The 22,391-nt window shown below is 68.7% G+C and carries 19 protein-coding genes and 1 pseudogene; 8 read left to right on the top strand and 12 right to left on the bottom strand.

Translation table 11 applies throughout. The features are described 5' to 3' along the window. Positions 1 to 260: 260 nt before the first annotated feature. The 5 genes from ACO0M4_RS05630 to ACO0M4_RS05650 are packed head-to-tail and all read right to left on the bottom strand — an operon-like array spanning position 261 to position 6,167. The gene (locus ACO0M4_RS05630) at positions 261 to 1,682 is read right to left on the bottom strand and encodes an MATE family efflux transporter (RefSeq protein WP_430368512.1); all 1,422 of its coding nucleotides are present in this window, start codon (positions 1,680 to 1,682) and stop codon (positions 261 to 263) included. 8 nt (positions 1,683 to 1,690) lie between these two features. After that, positions 1,691 to 2,716: a cysteine synthase family protein gene (locus tag ACO0M4_RS05635; RefSeq protein ID WP_430368514.1), complete on the bottom strand. Its 1,026-nt coding sequence runs from the start codon at positions 2,714 to 2,716 to the stop codon at positions 1,691 to 1,693. Positions 2,717 to 2,742: 26 nt separating this feature from the next. Continuing rightward, positions 2,743 to 4,104, bottom strand: a complete 1,362-nt coding sequence (locus tag ACO0M4_RS05640) for a Y4yA family PLP-dependent enzyme (RefSeq protein WP_430368515.1) — start codon at positions 4,102 to 4,104, stop codon at positions 2,743 to 2,745. Between the two features lie 20 nt (positions 4,105 to 4,124). Next, the gene (locus tag ACO0M4_RS05645) at positions 4,125 to 5,150 is read right to left on the bottom strand and encodes an ornithine cyclodeaminase family protein (RefSeq protein ID WP_430368516.1); all 1,026 of its coding nucleotides are present in this window, start codon (positions 5,148 to 5,150) and stop codon (positions 4,125 to 4,127) included. 21 nt (positions 5,151 to 5,171) lie between these two features. Then, entirely contained in the window at positions 5,172 to 6,167 is a 996-nt protein-coding gene (locus tag ACO0M4_RS05650; protein ID WP_430368518.1) for a TauD/TfdA family dioxygenase, read from the bottom strand. 331 nt (positions 6,168 to 6,498) lie between these two features. On the opposite strand from ACO0M4_RS05650, the gene ACO0M4_RS05655 reads away from it, so the two are divergent. The 5 genes and pseudogenes from ACO0M4_RS05655 (at position 6,499) to ACO0M4_RS05675 (ending at position 13,230) form a co-directional block, all read left to right on the top strand. Next, positions 6,499 to 8,043 carry an ABC transporter substrate-binding protein gene (locus ACO0M4_RS05655; protein ID WP_430368519.1) on the top strand — a complete coding sequence of 515 codons (1,545 nt, stop codon included), beginning with the start codon at positions 6,499 to 6,501 and terminating at the stop codon, positions 8,041 to 8,043. After that, positions 8,040 to 9,047, top strand: a complete 1,008-nt coding sequence (locus ACO0M4_RS05660) for an ABC transporter permease (RefSeq protein WP_430368520.1) — start codon at positions 8,040 to 8,042, stop codon at positions 9,045 to 9,047. Before ACO0M4_RS05655 ends, ACO0M4_RS05660 begins: the two co-directional genes overlap by 4 nt. Continuing rightward, positions 9,044 to 9,889 carry an ABC transporter permease gene (locus ACO0M4_RS05665; RefSeq protein WP_430368522.1) on the top strand — a complete coding sequence of 282 codons (846 nt, stop codon included), beginning with the start codon at positions 9,044 to 9,046 and terminating at the stop codon, positions 9,887 to 9,889. The genes ACO0M4_RS05660 and ACO0M4_RS05665 overlap by 4 nt, the downstream gene beginning before the upstream one ends. After that, entirely contained in the window at positions 9,886 to 11,394 is a 1,509-nt protein-coding gene (locus ACO0M4_RS05670) for an ABC transporter ATP-binding protein (RefSeq protein ID WP_430368523.1), read from the top strand. Before ACO0M4_RS05665 ends, ACO0M4_RS05670 begins: the two co-directional genes overlap by 4 nt. Before the next feature lie 815 nt (positions 11,395 to 12,209). After that, positions 12,210 to 13,230, top strand: a pseudogene (locus ACO0M4_RS05675) (IS5 family transposase). A gap of 125 nt (positions 13,231 to 13,355) precedes the next feature. Here ACO0M4_RS05675 and ACO0M4_RS05680 read toward each other — a convergent pair. After that, the gene (locus tag ACO0M4_RS05680; protein ID WP_399078736.1) at positions 13,356 to 13,802 is read right to left on the bottom strand and encodes an anthrone oxygenase family protein; all 447 of its coding nucleotides are present in this window, start codon (positions 13,800 to 13,802) and stop codon (positions 13,356 to 13,358) included. Between the two features lie 91 nt (positions 13,803 to 13,893). Between ACO0M4_RS05680 and ACO0M4_RS05685 the strand changes: the two genes are divergently transcribed. Both ACO0M4_RS05685 and ACO0M4_RS05690 read left to right on the top strand, forming a co-directional pair. Beyond that, positions 13,894 to 14,472, top strand: coding sequence for a TetR/AcrR family transcriptional regulator (locus ACO0M4_RS05685; RefSeq protein WP_430368524.1), 579 nt, complete (start codon positions 13,894 to 13,896; stop codon positions 14,470 to 14,472). Between the two features lie 308 nt (positions 14,473 to 14,780). Then, positions 14,781 to 16,046: an IS701 family transposase gene (locus ACO0M4_RS05690; RefSeq protein WP_430368525.1), complete on the top strand. Its 1,266-nt coding sequence runs from the start codon at positions 14,781 to 14,783 to the stop codon at positions 16,044 to 16,046. Between the two features lie 732 nt (positions 16,047 to 16,778). Here the strand turns inward: ACO0M4_RS05690 and ACO0M4_RS05695 are convergent. Genes ACO0M4_RS05695 through ACO0M4_RS05705 form a run of 3 tightly spaced genes read right to left on the bottom strand, consistent with a single transcriptional unit; the run spans position 16,779 to position 18,017 of the window. Then, the gene (locus tag ACO0M4_RS05695; RefSeq protein ID WP_430368526.1) at positions 16,779 to 16,934 is read right to left on the bottom strand and encodes a DUF6131 family protein; all 156 of its coding nucleotides are present in this window, start codon (positions 16,932 to 16,934) and stop codon (positions 16,779 to 16,781) included. A 19-nt stretch (positions 16,935 to 16,953) separates the two neighbouring features. Next, positions 16,954 to 17,406, bottom strand: coding sequence for a hypothetical protein (locus tag ACO0M4_RS05700; RefSeq protein ID WP_430368527.1), 453 nt, complete (start codon positions 17,404 to 17,406; stop codon positions 16,954 to 16,956). Between the two features lie 53 nt (positions 17,407 to 17,459). Further along, the gene (locus ACO0M4_RS05705) at positions 17,460 to 18,017 is read right to left on the bottom strand and encodes a hypothetical protein (protein ID WP_430368529.1); all 558 of its coding nucleotides are present in this window, start codon (positions 18,015 to 18,017) and stop codon (positions 17,460 to 17,462) included. 447 nt (positions 18,018 to 18,464) lie between these two features. Here ACO0M4_RS05705 and ACO0M4_RS05710 point away from each other — a divergent pair, with 447 nt between their 5' ends. After that, positions 18,465 to 19,103 (top strand): carbonic anhydrase, encoded by a 639-nt coding sequence (locus ACO0M4_RS05710; RefSeq protein WP_430368530.1) that lies wholly within the window; start codon positions 18,465 to 18,467, stop codon positions 19,101 to 19,103. 86 nt (positions 19,104 to 19,189) lie between these two features. On the opposite strand, the gene ACO0M4_RS05715 is transcribed toward ACO0M4_RS05710, so the two are convergent. The 3 genes from ACO0M4_RS05715 to ACO0M4_RS05725 all read right to left on the bottom strand — a co-directional run bounded on the left by ACO0M4_RS05715 (position 19,190) and on the right by ACO0M4_RS05725 (position 22,333). Beyond that, positions 19,190 to 20,158 carry an L-threonylcarbamoyladenylate synthase gene (locus tag ACO0M4_RS05715; RefSeq protein WP_430371263.1) on the bottom strand — a complete coding sequence of 323 codons (969 nt, stop codon included), beginning with the start codon at positions 20,156 to 20,158 and terminating at the stop codon, positions 19,190 to 19,192. Between the two features lie 858 nt (positions 20,159 to 21,016). Next, positions 21,017 to 21,610 carry a DUF5994 family protein gene (locus ACO0M4_RS05720; RefSeq protein ID WP_430368531.1) on the bottom strand — a complete coding sequence of 198 codons (594 nt, stop codon included), beginning with the start codon at positions 21,608 to 21,610 and terminating at the stop codon, positions 21,017 to 21,019. A 297-nt stretch (positions 21,611 to 21,907) separates the two neighbouring features. Further along, the gene (locus ACO0M4_RS05725) at positions 21,908 to 22,333 is read right to left on the bottom strand and encodes a transposase family protein (RefSeq protein ID WP_430371264.1); all 426 of its coding nucleotides are present in this window, start codon (positions 22,331 to 22,333) and stop codon (positions 21,908 to 21,910) included. Between the last annotated feature and the right edge of the window lie 58 nt (positions 22,334 to 22,391).

Here is a 22,391-nt window from a genome sequence, read left to right on the forward strand (position 1 = left end):
GACCGTCCACGGTACTCAGCCATCACTGTGTTCGGACGTGAGAACTGCCAAGCCTGGAGCAGACAACAGCCCGCCGCAGGTATCCGTGCCTCCCTGTGGTTGCGTGCGGGCGCAAAGGCTAGCTGGGTGACGAAGGGATGGGGGCCAGCCCTTCCCCTACCCGCGCCAGCAGGCAGTCGTACCGTCTATCGGGCCCGGACGCCAGCACGTGGCGTCCGGGCCCGATCGACGCCGACGGTGAAAAGTGAGCGGCCTGACGATCAGGCCGTAGGCACCGGCTGTTGCGCGGTGAACTTCGCGCCAAGGGCGGCGCTGTAGCGGCGCAGGAGGAGGATGGCGGTGGCGGCGAGGCCGGTGAGCAGGCCGAGCCAGATGCCGAGGGTGTGGAGTCCGGCGGCGTAGCCCAGGAGCCAGGCGGCGGGGAGGCCGATGATCCAGTAGCCGATGAGGGTGATGCGGAAGCCGCTCTTGGTGTCGTCCAGGCCGCGCAGGAGTCCGACGCCGATGTTCTGGGCGCAGTCGAAGAACTGGAGCACCATGATCACGAGGAGCAGGTGGGTGGCGATCGACACGGCTTGCACGTCGCGAGCGCTGTTGGTGTCGAAGAAGGGGCTGAGCACGAGGTTGGGCAGTGTGACGTAGATCAGGCCGACAACGACCATGACGGCGCCGGCGCAGGCCAGTGCGGTGTTCTTGATGCGCAGGGCGGATTCGGGACGGCCGAGCGCGAGTTCCCGGCTGACGTTGATGGACGCGGCGTGGGAGAGGCCGACGGCAACTTGGAAGACGATGTAGACGAGTTGGTTGACGGCGGTGTGCGCGGCCAGCGCGGCGCTGCCGAACGTGCCGGCCATCAAGGCGGTGACGGAGAAGAAGCCCGCCTCGGAGCCGTAGGTCGCGGCGATGGGTATGCCGAGCTGGATCAGGCGACGGACGGTGACGCGGTCGGCCTGGGCGATGTTGAGGCTCAGGAGGGGGCCGAGGACGGTGTCCTTCTTCGCCGCCAGGTAGAGGGCGAGGAAGGAAAGCAGGTAGACCAGGGAGGTGGCCACGCCCACTCCGGGCAGTCCCAGTTTCGGCATGCCCCAGGTGCCGTGGATCAGGGCCCAGTTGATTCCGGCGTTGACGGCGACCGAGGCGATGGTTATCTGGAGGAGGGCCTGTGGGTGGCGCATGCCGACGGTGAACTGGCGGATAGCTTGGAACCACAGGCAGGGCAGCAGGCCGGGTGCGAGGGCCAGCAGCATGGCCTGGGCGCGGTCGACTACGTCGGCTTCCTGGCCCAGGAAGGTCAGGGCTTGTCCGATCAGCAGCATGAGCCCGGCTCCGGCGATGCCGGCGAGGGTGGCGACGGCAAGGCTGGCGCGGACGATTTGGCGCACCTCGTGGTCGCTGTCGTGCTCGGCACGGGCCGGCGCGTCGGTCTCTTGTGCCGTTTCGGCGCGTGCGGAGGCGCCTGCGATCTGGTTGCCGACGGAGGTGACCAGGCCGACGCCCATGGTGCGCAGCTGGTTGAAGATGACGATGGCCAGTCCTCCTGCCGCGAGGTCGGTGGGACCGAGCGCGCCCATCATCACGGTGTCGGTGGTGGTCAGTGCCACTTGTGCCAGCTGCGTGAGGATCAAGGGCACGGCGAGGGTGGCCAGGGCGCGACTGTCGCGGAGGAGGGTGGTCAGCGGCATGGTGGGTATCAAATCCTGCGGAGTTTGGTGATCTTCTCGTCGATCTCGCGCTCTACGGCGAGGTCGATGAGGTTGCGGGCGTCCATCCAGGCGTCGTTGAAGACGGTGTCCAGGTACTTCTCGCCGCCGTCGTTGACCAGGGCGACCATAGTGGTGCCCGGCGGGAGGGAAGGTAGGCGGGTGAGGGCCTCGTAGACGACTCCGCCTGCCGAACCGCCGATCAGCAGACCCGTGCGGGCCACGGCGCGCGCGGTGGCGAAGGCTTCGATGTCTCCTACCTTGGCGCCCTCGTCGATCAGGTCGAAGTCGACGAGCGCGCCGATCTCGGCGCCTTCGGGGGTGCCGGTGCCGGACTGGTAGTAGTCGTGGGCGGGGCCGCCGAAGGCGATGGATCCCTTGGGTTCCACGCCGATGGTGGTGAAATCGGGCACGAGTTTGCGCAGTTCGCGGGTGGTGCCGCACAGGGCTCCGCCGGTGCCGACCGCACCGATGAGGATGTCGATGTTCCCGTCGAGCGCCTGGTGGAGCTCGTGGGCGACGGGGAAGTAGCCGACGCCGTTGGCGGGGTTGTTGTGCTGCTCGGTGAAGATCGTGTTGTCCTGGCCGCGAGCCATGTCCTCGGCGAGTTCCTCACGGGCGGCGGTGGCCAGTTCCTCGGTGCCGTCGTCGACGACGTGGACGAGTTCGGTGCCCAGGGCTTTCATGCCGCGCAGTTTGTCGGCGGCGGCATGGTTGTCGACGACGGCGGTGAACGCGTAGCCGCGCTCGGCCGCGATGACGGCCAGGCCCAGGCCGGTGTTGCCGGAGGTCGATTCGATGATGCGTCCGCCGGGCCGCAGCTCGCCGGATTCCTCGGCGGCGTCGACCATGGCCCGGGCCATCCGGATCTTGGCGGTGCCGGTGGGGTTGTACATCTCCAGTTTGAGCAGGAGGCGGCTGCCGGTCTCGGTGCGGCACAACTCCAGTAGCGGGGTGTATCCGATGAGGTCGGATATGCGGGAGACCACGGCGGGGCGCACGAGGGCCTCGTTCACGGGAAGACTCCTGGGCGGATTGAAGGTCAGCATGCGGGGCGGCGGTCAAGGCGCCAGCGCGGGCGTTCGCCCAGGCGGTCGATGACGACCTTGGGGGGCAGCGGCAGGTCGTGGAAGGGGGACTCGTTGGAGTCCATCTGGTAGCCGGCCGTGTTCGGATAGACGAGGAGGTCGCCGACGCGGGGACGGGCGGGGAAGGGGACCTTGCGCCAGGTGACCATGTCCGACTCCAGGCAGGACGCGCCGCCCACACAGGCCGGGTGCACGTCACCGGAGTCACCGCCGAGGACGCGACCGGAAGGCGTCACCAGCTGGGGGTCGGGGAGGTATTCGCTGTTGAACCACTGCTCGGACAGGCTCAGGCTGGTCCCGTCGACGGTGATGATGCGGTACCCGGCACGTTCCTTGACGCCCTGGATGCAGAAGACGGTCGAGCCTGCTCCCGCCAGGAGGGCGCGGCCGGGCTCCATCATCAGCAGAGTGCCGGTGTCCTTGAGCCTTGCCGCGAGAGTGTCCTGTCCGCCTTCAGGGATGCTGGCCAGGATGGTGCGCAGTGCGTCGGCGCCGGCGCCGGGAGAGTGGTAGGGGTAGAAGTCCCCCGTCCGGAACGTCTTCTTCGCGTGGTAGTGCTCGGGCTTCTGCTCGGCGAGAAAGGTGTGCCAGTGGTCGGCTGCGCTGTAGTCGACGGCGAAGCCGCCGCCGATGCTGATCCGGTCGGCCTGCAGGCCCAGGACGCGGGACTTGAGGCACAGGTCGATGAGTTCGCCGGCGAGGTCGGCCCGCGGTTGGGTGGCGTAACCGGACAGGTGGAAGCTGAAGCCCTCCATCCGCACCGCGTCTCCGGCGCGCACGCACCGGTCCAGTGCCGTCTCCAGCTCGGTGTCGTTCATGCCGAAGCGGCTGTGGGGCTGGGCGGGTGGCAGTCGGCGCAGCAGCAGTCGGGCCGGGAGGATCGTGCCGGTCAGGGCGAGGGTGATGAGCAGGTCCAACTCGTCGAGCGCGTCGACGGCGACCAGGCAGCCCTGCAGGATGGCGAGGCGCAGCAGTTCGGCGCTTTTGGCGGGGCCGGTGACGACGATGTTCTCGCCGCGCACCCCGTGTCCGAGGGCTTCGCGCAGCTCCCCCACGCTGGCCACGTCGACGCCGGCATGGTGAGCGGCGCAGCGTTCGATCCACACGGCTGCCTTGTTGGCCTTCTTCGCGTAGTACACCCGCCCCTCCACGCCGGCGTCGGCGAGCGTGGTGCGGAAGGCGGCGAGGTTGGCGTCGAAGCGGTGCGGCAGCAGGAAGTGGAAGGGGCCGCCGAAGGCGTGGGACAGTTCGTGCAGCAAGCCGCTGTCCAGGATCCGGTCGGTGTCCGGGTCGGGGTGGGCTGGGAGCGTCGGCATGGTCATGGTCGGTAGGTCGCTCACTGCCACAGCGGCACCTGCACTCCCAGGCCCTGGTCGAGGGCGAGTTGGGCGAAGCGGTGGCCCAGGGCGATGTCGGTGACGACGAGTCCGCTGTTGTAGGCGAAGATGCGTTCGTTCGCCGCGCGGCGGCCTGCGGTGATTCCGGCGATGACGGGCGGGAACTCGGTGTCGACGGCGGGGAATTCGCCGTTGTCGTCGGCCATGTCGGTGCCGGTGACCTTCATCTGCGCTTCGCTGGTGGCCACGACACGGTCGGCCCGGTGGAGGGTTGAGGGCGCCAGCCCGTGGCCCACGAGGATCGAGAGCGCACCGGGCTTGAGCCAGCCGGCCTCGACAGCGGCCGGGGTGTGGCTGCCGGCGGTGGCGACGATGATGTCGGCGTCGGCCGCCGCGGCCCGCAGGTCGGTGACGATCTCCACGTCCCGCTCGGGGAAGTGGGTGCGCAGTTCTTGCCGTACGGCGGCAATGCCGTCGGAGTGGGTGCCGAACAGCATGAGCCGGTCCAGGTCCGGAAGCGTCGTCAGCAGGAACGGCAGGGCGAGCCGCCCTTGGGTGCCGGTGCCGATGACCAGGGCGCTGCGGCTACCGGGCCGCGCACACTCACGGGCGAGCAGCGCGGAGGCGGCCGGGGTGCGCAGCGAGCCGATACGGCTGCAGTCCATCATGGCGACGGGCAGGCCGGTGACGTCGTCGTAGAGCGTCAGCGCGGTGTAGTAGTGCTGCTCGTCGCGGCCCTTGTCGAGGCCGTGCTTGTACGAGGTCTTGATCGCCACGACATCGCGGGAGCCGTCCCGGCCGAGCATCGCGTAGGAGACCGAGTGTCCGTCCTCGGGCTTGACGGTCAGCTTGCGCGGGTTGTCCGACTTTCCTGCGTGGAGGGTGCGGTAGGCACCCTCCACGGTGGCGACGACGTCGGCCAGGGAGATGTCGATCCCCGCGAGGTCGCTGGTGGACAGCACGCGCAGGGTCTTGTCGTCGGCGGATATGGAGTGGGCTGCGTTGGCCACGGTGGTCTCGCTCATCTCTGTCCTCCGTGCGGGTCTTCAGGCGGCGTGGGCTTCGATGGCGGCCTGGCCGTAGCCGTGCTCGTCGGCCTCGGCCAGGGGGCGGGTGCGGCGCCCGGGGACACGGACGGAGGCACGCTTGAGCCACCGGTCGGTGCCGTCGTAGCGGGCCTGGAAGGGAACGCGGCCGTGGACGACGAGGTCGTTGTCGACGACCAGGACCTCGCCGGGGCTCAGACTCACCGCGCCCGAGACGCGGGCGAGTTCCGCCTCCAGTCGCTCGTAGGCGGCCCGGTGCGCGGGGGAGGCATCGTCGAGCGGCGTGTAGGCGGGGTCGAAGCGGAGCGTGAGCCCGTCCTTGGTGTGGAAGAGGGTGGGGACGCGGGCCGGCTCGCCGCCCTCGAAGCCCTGCGCCTCGGTGTAGGCGTCGTCCGGCAGGATCTGCAGCTTGGGCCGCGTCAGCAGCGCGATGTCGGCCTCGGAGAGCCGGACGTTGCGGATGCTGGCCGCGGTGGTGGCGATGTTGTCGTGGTTGCGCATGCAGCCGAGCATCAGCAGGTGGGCGCGTCCGGGGTGGAAGGCGTCCTCGGTGTGCGGGCTGAGCAGCACGGTGCTGGACGCGCCGGTCTGCTCCGTCTCGTGGCCGGGGGCGGGGACGATGTTGTGGACGAAGCGGCCGTCCTGCTGGCCTTCCCAGGCGATGGGGTTGCCCATGACGGTGGCGAGCAGCAGCATCACGATGTCGTAGACGGCGGCACTGTCGCCGGCGGTCGCCCAACTGGTGGGCGTGGGGCCTATCTCGCTGTCGTCGACGTCCAACCCGCGCAGAACGAACAGACCGTGGTCGGTGTCGACGGGACGCAGCTCGTGGCGGATCGGCTCGCTCAGGTCGCCGGCGAATTCGGCGACGCGGGCGAGGAGTTCGGGGGAGGTGGCAGAGGTGCCGAACTCGGCGAGGATCTTCTCGGCGGCCTGACGCAGTTCCCCAACGCTGGTGGCGTCGAGCTGGCGGACGGGTGCGGCTCCCGTGCTCATGTCGATGTAATCCGTTCCGTTGAGGGCGGGGAGGTCCGGTGCGATGCCGCGCTTCCATGGCGCAGCACGCCGAACGGATCGGCAAAGGAGCGGTATGGGGGTTTTGCCCCGTGCCGGTGTCCCGTGGACGGTGATGAAAGTACCCTCGACTCTTAGGTAAGGCAAACCTAACTTCATTTTCCGACCCGGTGTCCGGTTTTGCGGAAATCTGCACCATAAAGGGCCAGTTGACGGCAGGTGGATCGCGGCAATCGGTGTCACACGCCTTGCGGAAATGGTTATCGTTAGGGTAGGCAAACCTAAGTAGCTGGACCGAGTGGAGCGAGGCGACGTGAACGTCAACAGGCGACAGGTGCTGTGGGCCACAGGAGGCATAGGCGCGGCCGCTGTGCTGGCCGCCTGCGGAGGCGGCGACAACGCGGCCCCCTCCGGCTCGGGAGGCAAGCCGAGAAGGGGCGGCACGCTGCGCATCGGCGCACTCGGCCACGCCTCGGCCATCACCCGCGACCCGCACGGCAATCAGGGCAACGAGAGCGACTACCTCATCATCGCCCTCGTCTACGACACCCTCACCGCACCCGGCTTGAAGGCGAACACCGTCGGCCGGCTCGCCACCTCCTGGAAGCCGTCCGAGGACCTCAAGACCTGGCGCTTCGGTCTCGCCAAGGGCGCCACCTTCCACGACGGCACCCCGGTCACCGCCGACGACGTGGTGTGGTCGTTGCGCCGCCTGCGCAACACCCCCGCCGGCGCGGCCCGGCTACCCGGCATCAAGGCCGAGAACATCACCGCCGAGGGCAAGGGCACCGTCGTCCTCGTCTCCGATTTCGCCAACGCCGAACTCCCCATGCTCACCCGGCTGTCGACGTTCATCATGAAGAAGAACACCCCGGACAAGGAGATCGCCAAGGCGCCGGGCACCGGCCCCTTCAAGCTCGACTGGTATCGCGGCGGCAACGCCCGGCTGCTGCGTAACGAGCACTGGCACGGCGGCCAGATCTACCTCGACGCGATCGAGGTGACCATGTTCGAAAGCCCCCAGGCGATGGCGAACGCGATGATGTCCGGTCAGATCGACGTGGCTTCCAACGCCGGCGCCGTCGCGGCGCGCACCGCCGGCACTCGCAAGGACATCCATGTCATCCGGCGCCCGAACGACATGGCCATGCCGATCGTGATGCGCACCTCCAGCGGCCCGTTCACCGACCCCAGGGTCCGCGAGGCGATGAAACTCGTCGTCGACCGGGAGGCGATGGTCAAGCAGGTCCTGTCCGGATACGGCACCGTCGCCAACGACATTCTCGGCACTGCCGACCCCGACTATGCCAAGAGCATCCCCCAGCGCCACCGCGATCTGGCCCGGGCCAAGCAGCTGCTGACGGAAGCCAAGTTCGACTTCTCCCAGACTTACGAGCTGGTCACCACCGAGGACATCTCCGGGCTCGCCGAGTCCGCGACGCTGTTCGCCTCCCAGGCCCGCGAGGCGGGTATCAAGGTCAAGGTCACCAAGCAGGAGTCCGGCACCTTCTACGACAAGACCTGGCTCAAGGGCGACTTCTACACCAACTACTGGGGCACCAACGACTCGGTGGTCTTCTTCGCCTCCAAGACCATGACCACCGGCGCCGGCCAGAACGAAGCCGACTGGTCCGACAAGGGCTTCGACGACGCCTACCACAAGGTGATCGCCACCGCCGATCCCAAGGCTCGAGCCTCCGCCCTGCGCGACCTCCAGCAGATCGAACACGACCGGTCCGGCTACCTGCTGTGGGGCATGGCCGACGGCATCGACCTGGCCGCTCCCAAGGTCAACGGCCTGCCCAAACTCCCCGGATACGGACGCGTCCAGCTCGAAAACGTCTGGCTGGCACAGTGACCGGCACCACTACGCCCACCGAGGCCGCCACACAGCCCGTGGCGGCCTCGGCCGCGCGCCGGTCGGGAATCCTCGCCCTGCGCATCGGCGCGGTGCTGGGCAAACGGCTCCTCATGCTGGTGATCCTGCTCGCGGTGGTCTTCGCGGCGGTCGAGCTGCTACCCGGCGACGCGGCCTCGGCCACCTCGGACCGCGGCGAGGGCGCCGCCGGCATCGCCGCCCGACGGCACCTGCTCGGCCTGGACCGCCCGGTATGGGAACGCTTTTGGGACTGGATCACCGCGCTGCCCACCGGCGACCTCGGCACCTCCGCCCGCGGTGAACACATCAGCGACCTGCTGGCCGCCCCCCTGCCCAACACCATCGTGCTGGGCACCACCGCCTTCGTCCTGACCGTCATCGCGTCCCTCGCCCTCGGCCTCTGGTCCGCCGCCCGCCCCAAGAGCATCGTGGACCGAGTGGTGGATCTGACCTCCACGGCCGCCTTCGCGCTCCCAGAATTCGTCGTGTCCATCGGCCTGTTGCTCCTGCTGTCCCTGTGGACCGGCTGGCTGCCCGCCGCCACCGTCACCGGCTCCGACGGTTCGCCGGCCACCTGGACCATGCTGATCATGCCGGTGCTTGCCCTTGCCGTCCCGCAGACCGGGTGGAACACCCGCATCGTCCGCGCCGCCCTCGCCGATCAGGCCGCGACCCCCCACGTCGAAGCCGCCCACCTCGACGGGCTGCCCGTCCGACGCGTGCTGCTGCGCCACGCCTTGCCGGGCGCCTGGCCGGCCATCGCCACAGGCATCGCCACCTCCACCGGGATGCTGCTCGGCGGCACGGTTGTGGTGGAGACCCTCTTCAACTACCCGGGAATCGGAACCGTGCTGGCCGGCGCCGTTGCCGACCGTGACACCCCGGTCATCGCCGCAGTCGTCGCCTGCGCAGCCACCTTGATCACCGTCGTCCTCCTCCTGGCCGACCTTGTCCGCGCCCGCACGCTGGGAGCCCGCTCATGACCACCACCGCGGTCCTCGACCAACGGACCGCACGCCGCCCCTGGCCACGGATCCTCCTTCCCGTCATCCCCGCCGGCCTCCTCGTCCTCCTGGCGGTGCTCGGGCCGCTGCTGGCCGCGCATCCCGTCGACCAGCCCGTAACCGCTCCCTACGGCGCCGCGGGCACGGACGCCGCCTTGGGGGGTGACCAGCTCGGACGCGATGTCCTGAGCCGACTCCTGCACGGCGGCAGCGCCCTGATCGGCAGCGCCCTGACCGTGGCGGTCGTCGTCACGCTGCTGGCCACTCTGCTCGGCTGCTTTGCCGTGCTCAGCCCCCGGCTCGGGCAGCTCGTCGAACGCATCGCGGACACCGCCATCCTCCTGCCACCGGTGCTGGGCATCATGCTCCTCGCACTGGCCTGGCCCGGCGGCGGCCGACTTGCCATCACGCTCGCCGCCATCGTTCTGGGCACTCCCTACGCGGTGCGCATCGTGGCCAGTGCTGCCGCTCCGCTCGCCGGTGCGGGGTTCATCGAAGCGGCCATCGCCAGCGGCGAGGGCATCGCGCATCTGGCCCTGCGCGAAATCCTCCCCAACCTCCGCGCCACCATCCTGGCCCTGTTCGGCCTCCGCTTCGTCGACGCCGTCTACGTCATCTCCATGGCGGGCTTCCTCCAACTCGGCCCCCAACCCCCGGAAGCAGACTGGGCCCTGATGATCCGCGAAAACGGCCCCGGCATCCTCCTCAACCCCTGGGCCGTCGTCGCCCCCGGCCTTGCCATCGGTCTGCTCGCGATCAGCGTCAACCTCGCCGCCAACGCGCTGGCACCGGCCACCGCCCGCAGGGCCGCCCTGCGATGACCACCACCGGCCGCCCCGCACCCACACCCCAGGACATGCACGTGGACTCGCCCCACACGACGCCGCCCGTCGCGGTCACCGACCTCGAAATCCGCCTGACCAACGGCCCGACCCTGCTGAACGCCATCAGCCTGAGCCTCCAAGCAGGCCAGATCGCGGCCCTGACCGGCCCCTCGGGATCAGGCAAAACAACCCTCCTAAGGGCCCTCGTCGGAGACCTCCCCAACGGTGCCGACGTCACCTCAGGCACCGTCCAGATCCTCGGACAGGACGTCTTCACCCTCACCTCTGACGCCCTGCGTGCCCTGCGCCGTCACCGCGTCGCCTACGTCGGACAGGACCCTGGCTCCGCCCTCAACCCCCGCATGACCGCCGCGCAATTGATCACGGAGGCCGCCACCGACCCCTTGCCCCATGCGGTCATGGCGCTGATGAGCGAATGCCGCCTCCCCGACGCGCTCGCTCACCACCGCCCCGGTGCACTGTCCGGAGGGCAACAACGCCGACTCGCGTTGGCCCGCGCCCTGGCCCGGGAGCCCGACATCCTCCTGCTCGACGAACCCACCGCCGGGCTCGACACCGCCCTGCGCGACGAGATCGCCGGACTTCTACGCCACCTCGCCGCCAGCCGTGGCATCGCCGTCATCCTCGCCTGCCACGACCCCCACGTAGTCGACGCCTGCGCCGATACCGTCACCACCCTCAGCCCACCCGCCGCAATGGCCCCGCCGGCCTCCCTCCCCAAGACCATTTCCTCCCCCGCCCCCGATACCACCGTCACCACCCGCGACGGACTGCGCGCCACGGAGCTGCAGGTCGCCTTCACCCACCGCGGCCACACGCACCAGGCCCTGGACTCCGTGCACCTCCACGCTCCGGTCGGCACCGCCACCGGCATCACCGGCCCATCCGGATCCGGCAAGACGACCCTTCTGCGCACACTGGCCGGGCTCCGGAAACCCGATGCCGGCACCCTCACCTGGCACGGACACCCGCTCGCCGCGCACGTCCGCAAGCGCAGTCGCGAACAGCAGCGGTCCATCCAGCTCATCCCGCAAAATCCGCTCGGCGCCCTCAACCCCACCCGCACCATCGGCGCCTCCCTCAGCCGCCCGCTGCAACTCCACCGGACCGTCAGCAAGCCCCACATGCCCACCCGAGTCCGCGAACTCCTCAACGACGTCGACCTCCCCGCCGACTTCGCCGACCGCTACCCCCACGAACTCTCCGGCGGCCAACGCCAACGCGCCTCCATAGCCCGCGCGCTGGCCACCGAACCCGACCTCCTCCTCTGCGACGAAGTCACCTCAGCCCTCGACCCGTCAACAGCCGTCGCAATCCTGGAACTCCTCACCCGCCTGCGCACGGAACGCCAACTCACCCTCGTCCTCGTCAGCCACCAGCTCGACCTCATCACCACCTACACCGACAGCGTGCACGTGCTGGACCAAGGACGCACATCCCACTCCAGAGACATCGAACGGATCGGCATCCAGTCCACATAGGGGGCGGACCGGAGCGCTTCGAAATCCGTTACGCCACAGCCTGTGCGACGGGCCTCCCGGTGGCGCGGGTCGGCAGCGCACCACCGCCACCGTCATACGGCTCCGAATGTGATCGCCGGGACAAGCCCGTCTGTCGCTACAACCTCATCTGGCCAGCCTGCGATCTGGTGCAAGCCACCCCTGAAGGCCCCGGTCACATGCGGTATGAGAGCGCAGCGCGCCCCTTTCCTCCCGGTAGACCCCGCGGCCACGGGCGCTGAACGGGTTGGGCAGCACATGGACCTCAGCTTCTCCGGATCCAGGACGGATGTGATCGAGAGAATGCGCCACCGGTCGCTGCCGGCGAACCGCTGCGCCGCCCTGACCTCGCCCGTACGGACCCCCAGCCCCACACTCGGTTTCGAGAAACCTTCTTAGCCAAGCCCGTCCGCGATACGGCATCGGACCGGCGGGCGGTGGCCTGCCGGGTGGGCAGTTGTCAGTGGTCGCCGGTATGAATTGGCGTAGACGTAGTAACCAATCGCAGCCGTGTTCTCTTGAAGCACTGGACCCCCGCGTTGCGGCTTGCTTGCTGGTGAATCAGTGGTGAGGAGGCACCTCGCCAAAATATCACGGCCAGCCTCGGCCCAGTTCGCTGGCCCCATGAGGGAAGGTCGCCGGCACGCCGATGCACGCCGAATTACAGAGTTCTTGGCTGAGTTGAACCGTGTGGCCATTGGCGACCGTCAGGGCAGGCGCTTAGGGCGCGTATCGGGTCGTGATCAATGAGCGGGTTCTCCCCTCGTGCTGATCTTCGATCCGGTAGATCGTCTTGCGTGACGCGTACGCAGCTGACCGATGTGGAGTGGGAGTTCATCGAGCCGTACCTGCCGATCGGCGACTATGGCCCGTACCCCGAGCGGTTGCGCCAGCAGTTCGAGGGCGTGGTCTGGCGGTTCAGGACCGGCGGGCAGTGGCGGGAGATGCCGCAGGAATTCGGTGCCTGGTCGACGGTGTCCAATCGTTTCCGGCAGTGGCGTGACGCCGGCGTGTTCGAGGCCCTGCTGGAGTGCCTGATCGCGGAGGCCGCAAAGCGGGGTGAGGTGGATCTGTCGCTGGTCAGTATCGACTCCACCACCGTGCGGGCCCATCACGATGCCGCCGGGATGCACACGAGCCAGCACGTGCTCGCCGCTTTGGAGAAGGCTGCCGCCGAAGAGGAGGAGGCCAGGTCAAAGGGGGCGGTCCCGAGGGACGAAGCGGGCAGGATGATGGTGCCGATCCCGAGCAGGGCGAGCGGCGACGCGTCCGGCGCCGGCTCCGGCTGAAGGCCGCTCTGCTGGGGCGCTCACGGGGCGGGCAGACGTCAAAGGTCCATCTCGCCGCCGACCGCAAGTGCCGGCCGTTGGCGTTCGTCTTGACCGCGGGACAGGCGGCCGACAGCCCTCAGTTCATCCCGGTGCTGGGGAAGATCCGGGTCCGCGGCCCAGTGGGGCGGCCTCGCACCAGGCCGGACGCGGTCGCCGGGGACAAGGCGTACTCGTCCCGCGGCAACCGCGCCCACCTGCGCAGGCGCGGCATCAAGGCCGTCATCCCGGAGAAACGGGACCAGGCCGCCAACCGGAAGAGGGCCGCAAAGGGGGACGCCCCGTCGACCACGACGCCGAGCTCTACAAGGAGAGGAACACCGTCGAGCGCCTGATCAACAAGCTCAAGGCGTGGCGGGGCATCGCGACCCGCTACGACAAGACCCGGGAAAGCTACCTCGCCGGGCTTCACCTGCGTGCCTCGGTGATCTGGATCAAAGACCTCACCCGAACCAGAGCCGGGAGCCGCGCAGGTCGTCGAGGGGCGTAGTTTGTCGGGATCGCAGTTGCGGGCTCTCAGCGGCAGCTGCATTCCCGGATGTCGGGATTTCGGTGGCCCGCTGCCGCCCGGGGAGTGGGGATCGTGCGCCACCAGCGCGGTGTCGGTCCGCGGGGTCAGGCGAGGGCGGCGACCAGCAGGGCGAAGGCGGCGATGATGACGGCGACGCGGACGTAGTGGAAGCGGTCCCAGCGGTTTATCTGCTGCTTCCAGTCGGCGGGCCGGTTCTCGGGGGTCCACGTCTTGACCCGGTTGTTGATCGGGACGAGCAGCAGGATCGACATGATCACGCTGAGGATCAGCAGCGCGCCGGCGGTGACGACGAGGCCGGTGCCGGGGTGGTGCCATCCGGCGATGGCCCAGATCGCGACGAGGACGAGCGAGGTGATGTACCAGAACGGCATCACGGCGCCGCCCCTCCGGCCTCCGTGGGCGCGGCCGAGTTGGTTGCTGTCGTCGGGGAGTGCGTTGAGGGTCGGGTTGATGAAGAAGGGGACGGCGAACTCCACCCCCACCATCACGCCGACGACCACGGCGGTGACGACCTGGAGTGCGTTGAGCATGATGACCCCTCCTGAGATCTAGTGCTGCTAGCTGATGAGACAACGCTAGCGCTACTGCCGCTCCGTTGTCTAGCGGTGCTAGGATCGAATCATGTCGGTACAGGAACGCAAGCAGCGCGAACGGGCGGAGCGCGAGCGCCTCATCGTGGCGACGGCCCGCGAACTCGCCGAGCAGCAGGGCTGGGACGCGGTCACCACCCGCCGGCTCGCCGAGCGCATCGAATACAGTCAGCCGGTCCTCTACAGCCACTTCCGCGGCAAACGCGAGATCATCGGCGCCGTCGCTCTGCAGGGCGCTTCCGAGATGGCCGTGGCGATGCGGGCCGCGACCGCCGCCGCGGACGGCCCACGCGAGCGGGTCGCAGCCCTGGCCCGTGCCTACCTCGACTTCGCCGCACGTAACCCGGCGGTCTACGACGCCCTGTTCCAGCTCGACGGCGGCCTCGCATACGCCCAGGAGGACACCCCGGCACCTCTCAAGGACGCCTTTGCCGCACTCCTTGAGACCCTCGGCGAGGTCGCCGGGGACGGCGTCGACCCGGGCCTGTTCACCGAGACGTTCTGGGCATCCCTGCACGGTCTCGCGACCCTGACCCGGGAAGGACGACTGCCTCCGGAGTACACCGAGCGCAGGGTGCAGCTGCTGGTGGACCGGCTCGCCATGGCCTGACACACCACCCCGGCGGGCACGGCGAGGCCCCCGGGCCCCGCCGCTGCCTGCCTGCGGCATCGCTTCCGGTCACTCGCGCCCTCGCGGCGCAGCCGCAGATCGCCGGGCCCCGTACCCCCGACGGGGCACCCGCCCCGCAAGCTGCGATGCTCATTGATCACGACCCGATACGCGCCCTAGAAGGCACTGAATTCATCTTCCCTCGAGATCCTCTGACCTGCGTGTTTTTAGGCAGGTGCCTAGTAGGGCTTGGTCAGGTTCGGTTGCTGGTGGCGTGTCCTGGTGATCAGTTGTTCCGTTGATCGGGTGTGACGCCTGAGGAGCTGGCTGTGGTCCGGTGTGATCTGGAGGAATTCGCGGCGGATGTGTTCGAGCCGTTCGCGCGGGCGGACCAGCGCCGGTGGGGCGGGGTGTATCTGCGAGGGTTGTTGCTGGACGGGCAGCGCAAGTCCGTGGAGCCGATGGCGGCTCGACTGGGGCAAGAGGGCAACCGGCAGGCCCTGGCCCACTTCCTCACGACCAGTCCCTGGGATCCGGCACACGTGCGAGCCCGGCTCGCGTGGAAGATCGAGCGCGCCATCAAACCGACCGCGTTGATCATTGATGACACGGGCTTTCTCAAGGACGGCTATGCCTCGGCGTGTGTGTCGAGGCAGTACACCGGCACCGCTGGGAAGGTCACCAACTGCCAGGCGGGCGTGTCCCTTCACCTGGCCTCCGACCACGCGTCGGCGGCCATCGACTGGCGTCTGTTCCTCCCGGAGACCTGGGACCCGGCCTCGTCGAAGGCCGATCCGGTCAAGGTGGCCCGCCGCTTGAAGTGCGGCGTCCCCGCCGGCGTCAGCCATGTCGAGAAGTGGCAGCTGGCCCTGGACATGGTCGACGAGACACGGTCGTGGGGCGTCGACGTGCCACTGGCCGTCGCCGACGGCGGCTACGGGGACACCGCCGCCTTCCGCCTTGGCCTCGAAGAACGCGGGCTGCACTACGTGGTAGGCGTCTCCACCACAACGACCGCCCACCCCGGCGACGCCGTGCCGTCCATCCCGCCCTACCGCGGAACCGGCCGCCCGCCGACGCCGAGATACCCCGCCCCTGCCACGAGCGTGAAACAGCTGGTCATCGACGCCGGACGCAGGGCGGCCAGACCCGTGCAGTGGCGGAAGGGCTCCCGTCCGGGCACCGGCCGCAACGGTCTCAAGCGCATGTACGGGCGGTTCGTCGCCCTGCGGATCCGTCCCGCCGGACGGCAGATCCGCAAAACCTCCCGCGGTCCGGAACTGCCCGCGTGCTGGCTGCTGGCCGAATGGCCCGCCACCGAGCCCGAACCGGTCCAGTTCTGGCTCTCCAACATGCCCGCGGACACCCCGCTGACCACGCTGGTACGGCTCGCGAAGCTCCGCTGGCGGATCGAGCACGACTACCGCGAGATGAAACAAGCCCTGGGACTGGCCCACTTCGAGGGCCGGACCTGGAACGGCTGGCACCACCACGTCACCCTCGTCTCCGCCGCCCACGCCTTCTGCACCCTCCAGAGACTGGCCCGAGCCCCAAAAGAAACGGCGCCGGCCTGACCCTCTACCGGATCGTCCGCGAACTGCAGACTCTCCTCGCCACCTGGACCGGCGCCTGCCCCACCTGTCACCGCGACATACCCGCGCTCATATCAACCTGACCAAGCCCTACTAAGCCTTGATCCACCGACAACGGTTGGCCTTGGGTACGGACTTGGACACGGCGGCCGTCTGAGCTGGGATGATGAGACCTCGTGCGGATCCATTTCCGACAAGCGAGAGAACACCCACGAGATGCATTCTCCCCATGCCGCTTCAGCAGTCTGCTGGATCCCAGGCCGGACGTACGCCACAGGAGGAGCTCAGCGTCGGATGGTCACCCGGCCGGTTGGCATCCGCGGAGACGGCGCTTGCTGTAGTGGTGAGCCCGAGGCAGAATCCCCCACACCAGGAACGACAGGTCCCAGACGAAGAGGTGGGTCGACCTGGCCGCCGAACGGTGCGTCGATGCGCTCTACCCCGAGATGGAGCGATCGGTCAGGTCCACCCATTTACCCAAGGCATGAGAGTGGCAGGGCCGCAGATCAGCCTCCGGCCCGTTGCCGCCATCCAACCCCGGGCCGCGACACCGCCATCGTGCTGCTCAACCCCCGGATCATCCAGCGCTCCGAGGAGGCGGGCGACCGCACCTTGTTTCCCACCCTCGGCGGCGTGCGGTGAAGTTTGCCGACATCGGGCCTCGCCCACACTGATGCGAGCGAGGCTTCTCCCTCATGTCTACTGGAGCGGGCGCTACCAGTAGTGCCGTCGGCCGAAGGCCCCATGCCCTAGCGAGCCGAGAAGGAACAGAATTGCTCCGATGACGAGCACAATGATCCCGATCGTCCAGAGAATAGCAATCTTGGCCAAGAATCCAACGACGAGCAGAATGATGCCAAGGATGATCATTGCGCACCTCCTGGCTGCTTTAGGTGGTGAGCAAGCGGTTGAAGAACGAGCGGTAGTGACGCAGGGCCATCCGCAGGTTCTCAGTGTCCGCCTGCTCTCCGCGGTTCCACTGCCCTTCCAGCTCCTGTTTGTGCTCGGCGAAAGTCTTCGCCAGCGTCTGCATAACGTCAGCGACCAACGCATCGGCACTGTGCACGGCATCGCGCGGATCGTCCACAAACTTGTTCTGGATCTCCTGCCAGCGCGACCGGAAGGCTTCCTCGTCCTCTGACGTCAAGAGCTGCGGGACTTCGTCCTCTACTGGGGCGGCTTTGCTCTCGGGGGGTTCGGCGGCTTCACCGGGCGTAGTAGTGCTCTCGCCGGGGAAGGCGGGGGCCGCTCCTGCTGGTTCGCCTGTCCGGTCTCGGGGCTGGGCAAGATCCTCGGTGGACAGGCCACTGCCGGTAGAGTCTGGCGGGTATTCGCGTTGCATGGTTCCTCCGTCCCTCGCCGCGCTGACTCGCGCGGGCCGGGAGGGTGCGTAGTTCAGGCGCGGGCGTGGCGGGTTTGCCCGCCATCGGCGAGGAGTTCTTCGAACAGGGCCCGGTAATGCACCATGGCGCCGCGCAGCTGCTCGGTGGTTGCCCTGTGCCGGCTACTCAGAGAGTCGACCTCATGGGCAGCTCGGTAGTGCCCAAGCGTGCGGCCGTGCTCGACCGAGAGGTCCTTGAGGCGCTGCTCGTATCCCTCGGTGGGATATCCGCGCTCGTGCATCAGAGAGGTCACCAAGCGGTCCGCGTCGTGCACGGCGTCCTCTGGCTGGTCGACGAACTCGTCCTGCACGCTGGTCCAGTCCCGGGAGTAACGCTGACGCACCTCGTTGGACAGAGGCTTGATGTCCAAGGCGTCGTGACGCTTGGCGCGGGCACTCAGCTCGCGTTCGGCAGCCATCCGACTGTCGGCGTCTTCAACGGTTCGTTCATACTCGGGGCCGAATCGTTCGCGTAGGCGGCGTCTGCGCGACATGAGTGCCGCCCCCACGGCCAGGAGGGCAACTACCACTACAACGGGAATGATGACGGCCAGAAGTGTCCCTGTTGACATAGGGTCGACCCCCTTGCCTGTGCCGGATAGATCCCATAAGTCCCGTATATCAAACCTACCGCATCTAGCTAGCTAGGCGTCGGCCGCTCCACCCTGTACCGCACTCTCGCTGCGTACGACGAAGCCATGCGACCGCTGACACGTCCCGCACCGGCCCAGGAAACTGACCAGCATCTTCTCGGCGCCCGACACCCTCGTGTGGCGGGCAGCGCGTGCAAGAGCCCGCTCGTTGTGCGTTGTGTGACGACGGAGGTGAACAGCGGCTTCACGATCGGGGTGGTCATGGCTCGGACCGGTCCCGGGTGTGGGCCAGGCATACGTGGTCGACCGGATCCGCGGCGCGCTCAGGAGACGGACTGAGGTCGCCATCGCTCGGCGGTTGGGGTGCCGACGCTTCAGCCGCGGCGGATCTGGCAGCGCGGCACGGCGTGGCCGTAGGCTGCGGTCATGACCGATGCCCAGAGCCTGTCGCCTCGCGAAGCCTTCGACATGCTGCTGGCCGGCAACCAGCGGTTCGTTGCGAGTGCGCCGGAGCACCCGAACCAGGACGCCGCGCGCCGCGCGCAGATCGCACCGGGCCAGAGCCCGTTCGCCGTGCTGTTCGGGTGCTCCGATTCCCGGCTGGCCGCCGAGATCATCTTCGATCGCGGTCTGGGGGACCTGTTCGTGGTGCGCACAGCGGGGCACGTGGCGGGGGCGGAGGTGCTGGGCAGCATCGAGTACGGGGCGGGGGTGCTGGACTGCCCGCTGGTGGTGGTGCTGGGCCATGACTCGTGCGGTGCGGTCGGGGCCGCGTGTGCCGCGCTGGAAGACGGCGTTACCCCGACGGGTTACGTGCGGGATGTCGTCGAGCGGGTGACGCCCAGCGTGCTGGCGGCCCGTGCCGCCGGACGCCTCCAGCCCGACGAGATCCTGGCCGAGCACATACGGCACACGGTCGACCTGCTCCTGGACCGCTCCCGCGTCCTCGCTGAACGGGTCGCCGCCGGCCAGACCGCCGTCGTGGGCCTGTGCTATCGCCTGGCCGACGGCAGTGCGCAACTCGTCGCGGCCCGCGGCCTGAATGTCTCCGTCTCCGCAACCTGACCGCCAGCGGCCACCACGCAATCGGGGTCGGACGCGCATCCGGTGGGCGCTACGGCAGGACCTCGAACGGCGTCGGTGCTGGTCGCTTAAGAGGGGCGGGGCCCCGCGGCGCGGCGGAGCCGGTTGGCGACCGCCAGTCCCAGCCCCTCCTGAACCGGCAAGGACGCGACGATGAGGTCGCACCCCCGCTGATCGAGCTCGCGCAGGAACCCGTACAGCCCGTGCGCGTAGGCGGCCATCGAACCGGGGACCGCCACCACGGCGTGCGCCTTCACCGGGGCGCCGGCGAAGGCGGGGGGCAGAAAAACGCCGACCTGGTGCCCTAGCTCCTGCGCGAGCTCCGCTTCGGCGACGACCTTCTCAGGCTCGACGAGGACGACCCGCGCCCGCGGCGCGTAGTGCGACGGATGCTGGCCCGGCACCCGAACGCGGCTCGTTGAATGGACCGCAAGCGGACACCCCACCGCTTCAAGGTCCTCGCGCGTCACCCCGCCAGGCCGAAGGACGCTCGGGAAATCGCCCGTGACGTCGACGATGGTCGACTCGACGCCGACCTCGCAGGGACCGCCGTCCAGCACGAAGTCGACGGCATCACCGAGCTCCGCACGGACGTGGTCCGCCGTCGTCGGGCTGACCGAGCCGAAGCGGTTGGCGGACGGGGCCGCCACACCGCCGCCGAAGGCCGACAGCAGCGCGAGCGCGACGGGGTGGTCGGGCACACGCACGGCCACCGTCTCCAGCCCACCAGTCGCTTCGAGGGACACCCGACGACCGCGCCGCAGGACCAGCGTCAGCGGCCCCGGCCAGAAACGTTCGGCCAACAGACGCGCGGTGGTGGGCACCCCCTCGACCCAATCGCCCAGATGCTCCGCGCCGCCGATGTGAACGATCAGCGGGTGGGAGGGCGGGCGCCCCTTGACCTGGAAGATACGCGCGACCGCAGCGGGATCCTCAGCGTTGGCGCCCAGACCGTAGACGGTCTCGGTCGGCAAGGCCACCAACCCTCCGACGCGCAGCACACCAGCCGCCTTCTCGATGTCACCGCTTCTTACCAACACCCTCAAATCCTCTCACTGCTCCGCTCCCCACGTTCCGTGGTCCGACCGATTGAAGGCGCCGGCCCCCACCCCGTACACCGTGTCGGCGGGCAGCACCACAAGCTCATCACGCCGCACCGCCACGGCAGCCTCACCCAGCCCAGGCTCACGCTCGGAAGCGTCGCAGCAGTTGTCACGCCGAGGCACAGGCGCCACCAGCGCATGGTCTGTCGTCCGGCCAGGGAAGCTTCTCTCCATCGAGCCCAACGCCCCGGATATTCCCGAGGTTTCTCCACGGCCGACGCCCTCCCGGCCTTGCTACTGCCGGCAGCGTGCCTGCCGGGCCTGACCTCGGGACGTGTTTTCGGCAGGGTGAATGGGAGCCACTCCGGCAATGAGGTCGAGAGCCACGTTGCCCCATCCGTGGTGGGGATGGACACGACGCAAGTCCGTGATCGGCAATGAGATTGAGAGCCACCTCGATCGGGTGATTTCTGGCTGTGGCGGTAATGGCTGGACGCGCGAATGCCGGATGTGCGGCAGCCCCCCTTGCTCCGCTGCACCGCTATGCCTCCAACGCCGCCCTGTGACAGAACTACGCACCGCTGGCGCCGCGGTCCGCGCCATACGCTGCCATCAACTACGCATGGGTTCCTTGGTAGCTGATGTCAGAGAGGTAGCCTCGCCCATCTCTCCCCCCGCGGTAGCGGTTGAGGCCACGGCGGTGGCTTAGGCAAAGGTGGCGGCCAGGGCGGCGGCCAGGGTGGTGGCCACACGGCGATCACTACTGGCATCCGTTCGGCGAGATCCATCGTGCACCTGCCAAGAGCTTCACGGGCTGTGGAGTGGAGGAGATGAAGGTCCATCTCGGTGAAGTCAGCCGTGTCGTGCAGATGGCGGGCGACTGGCGGTCCGAGGCCAGGCGGGGTGGGTGGAATTCGGCGTGCTCCGCACCGACGTGCTGACCGGTGCGGGCTGAACAGGGCCTGCGGCGCCGCGCTCGGCCTCCCTGATCCACTCGCCCTTGGCGTCGACCGCCAGCAGGGGCACCGCGTCGGGGATTTCGGGGGTGGTGCCGGTAGCGGCGAGGATCATCGCAGCCGGCATGCGGTTGCCGGTCCGCGCGGCCATCTCCATGGCCGCCGCCGCGGCCGGCGCGGTGGCCCACGGCGGAACCACGAGGAGCATGAAGTGGTCGTTAAGCCCGCGGGTCACGCTCATCGTGTCATCGCTGGCGGTGAACCAGCCGATGTGAACGACGCGGCCGTCGATCGTGAGGCTGCGTGGGATGTCGTCCCAGGCGTCCTGGTCCAGCCCGACGCGCAGGATCGCGCCGAGGTGCGCGCTCAGTGCGGTGATCAGGCCGGGCAGCTCGGCGCGGACATCGCGGGAATGCGGCCACCACGCGCCATCGAACATCCCCGCGCGCGCCAGCGTCGGCTCCAGGGTCAGCCGGACTGCCGAGGGCACCGTCGGCTGCGGGAAGAAGTTGGGGGAGTGCCCCCATACGAATGCGGTGCTGTGGTTCGGCAACATGGCGTGCCGCCCGTCTCGGTTCTCGACGGAACCGGTTCGGTCTAGGGCGACGCCGACTCGGCTGCCGACGGTGAACGTCGTGGTGACTGCAACTGTACTCCGCGCAACCGGTGGCGGGGGGGGGGGGCCGCGCTCAGGTGGCTCGCTCCCGCAGAGCCCGCCCGACGATCTCCCCGCCCTCCCCGCTGGCTCCGGGTGTGAGTAGTTGAAGTACAGGAATTAGCGCCGAGATTAATCATGGTCGTGCGCTGGAGATGCGTCATGTACGCGCCGCCCAGCCGCACCACGCAACCGGCCGGTCAGCCGCGCGCCGGCCGGTATCTGGGCGATCTGCTCGGTGAACGACCGCCGGGGGCACCGCGGCTCACGGCAGAACCAGCGGCGCTTGTGCCACAAGAACTCCAGGCCGCTGTCCCCGTAGGGAAGATCGCGGGGCCGGGTCACCGCCGAGCCCTTCACCCGGGAGGCGAATACCCCGCAGGCCGGACAAGCCCGCGCCGACTCGTCCGCCGTGACCGATGGACCCGGCGTCTGCCGCCCTCGGGCCGCTCGACACGTGCGACCGACACCCCGTCGAGGTCGAGCGGCAACGTCGTATCGTTGACCAAGCCCGTGGCTCCTGCGTGATCGTTCTGCGTCGAGAACAGAAATGATCAGGTATGACCACGGGCGCTCTGCATTCGGATGCCGACACGACTGTCACCATCGTGACGAC

This window comes from Streptomyces sp. RGM 3693 (genome assembly GCF_050471125.1).
Taxonomy (GTDB): Bacteria; Actinomycetota; Actinomycetes; order Streptomycetales; family Streptomycetaceae; genus Streptomyces.

Bases quoted from the DNA above. Each gene is read 5' to 3' on its own strand.
- ACO0M4_RS05630 (WP_430368512.1), bottom strand. From the start codon at position 1,682: ATGCCGCTGACCACCCTCCTCCGCGACAGTCGCGCCCTGGCCACCCTC.
- ACO0M4_RS05640 (WP_430368515.1), bottom strand. From the start codon at position 4,104: ATGCCGACGCTCCCAGCCCACCCCGACCCGGACACCGACCGGATCCTG.
- ACO0M4_RS05645 (WP_430368516.1), bottom strand. From the start codon at position 5,150: ATGAGCGAGACCACCGTGGCCAACGCAGCCCACTCCATATCCGCCGAC.
- ACO0M4_RS05650 (WP_430368518.1), bottom strand. From the start codon at position 6,167: ATGAGCACGGGAGCCGCACCCGTCCGCCAGCTCGACGCCACCAGCGTT.
- ACO0M4_RS05665 (WP_430368522.1), top strand. From the start codon at position 9,044: ATGACCACCACCGCGGTCCTCGACCAACGGACCGCACGCCGCCCCTGG.
- ACO0M4_RS05670 (WP_430368523.1), top strand. From the start codon at position 9,886: ATGACCACCACCGGCCGCCCCGCACCCACACCCCAGGACATGCACGTG.
- ACO0M4_RS05680 (WP_399078736.1), bottom strand. From the start codon at position 13,802: ATGCTCAACGCACTCCAGGTCGTCACCGCCGTGGTCGTCGGCGTGATG.
- ACO0M4_RS05685 (WP_430368524.1), top strand. From the start codon at position 13,894: ATGTCGGTACAGGAACGCAAGCAGCGCGAACGGGCGGAGCGCGAGCGC.
- ACO0M4_RS05695 (WP_430368526.1), bottom strand. From the start codon at position 16,934: ATGATCATCCTTGGCATCATTCTGCTCGTCGTTGGATTCTTGGCCAAG.
- ACO0M4_RS05700 (WP_430368527.1), bottom strand. From the start codon at position 17,406: ATGCAACGCGAATACCCGCCAGACTCTACCGGCAGTGGCCTGTCCACC.
- ACO0M4_RS05705 (WP_430368529.1), bottom strand. From the start codon at position 18,017: ATGTCAACAGGGACACTTCTGGCCGTCATCATTCCCGTTGTAGTGGTA.
- ACO0M4_RS05710 (WP_430368530.1), top strand. From the start codon at position 18,465: ATGACCGATGCCCAGAGCCTGTCGCCTCGCGAAGCCTTCGACATGCTG.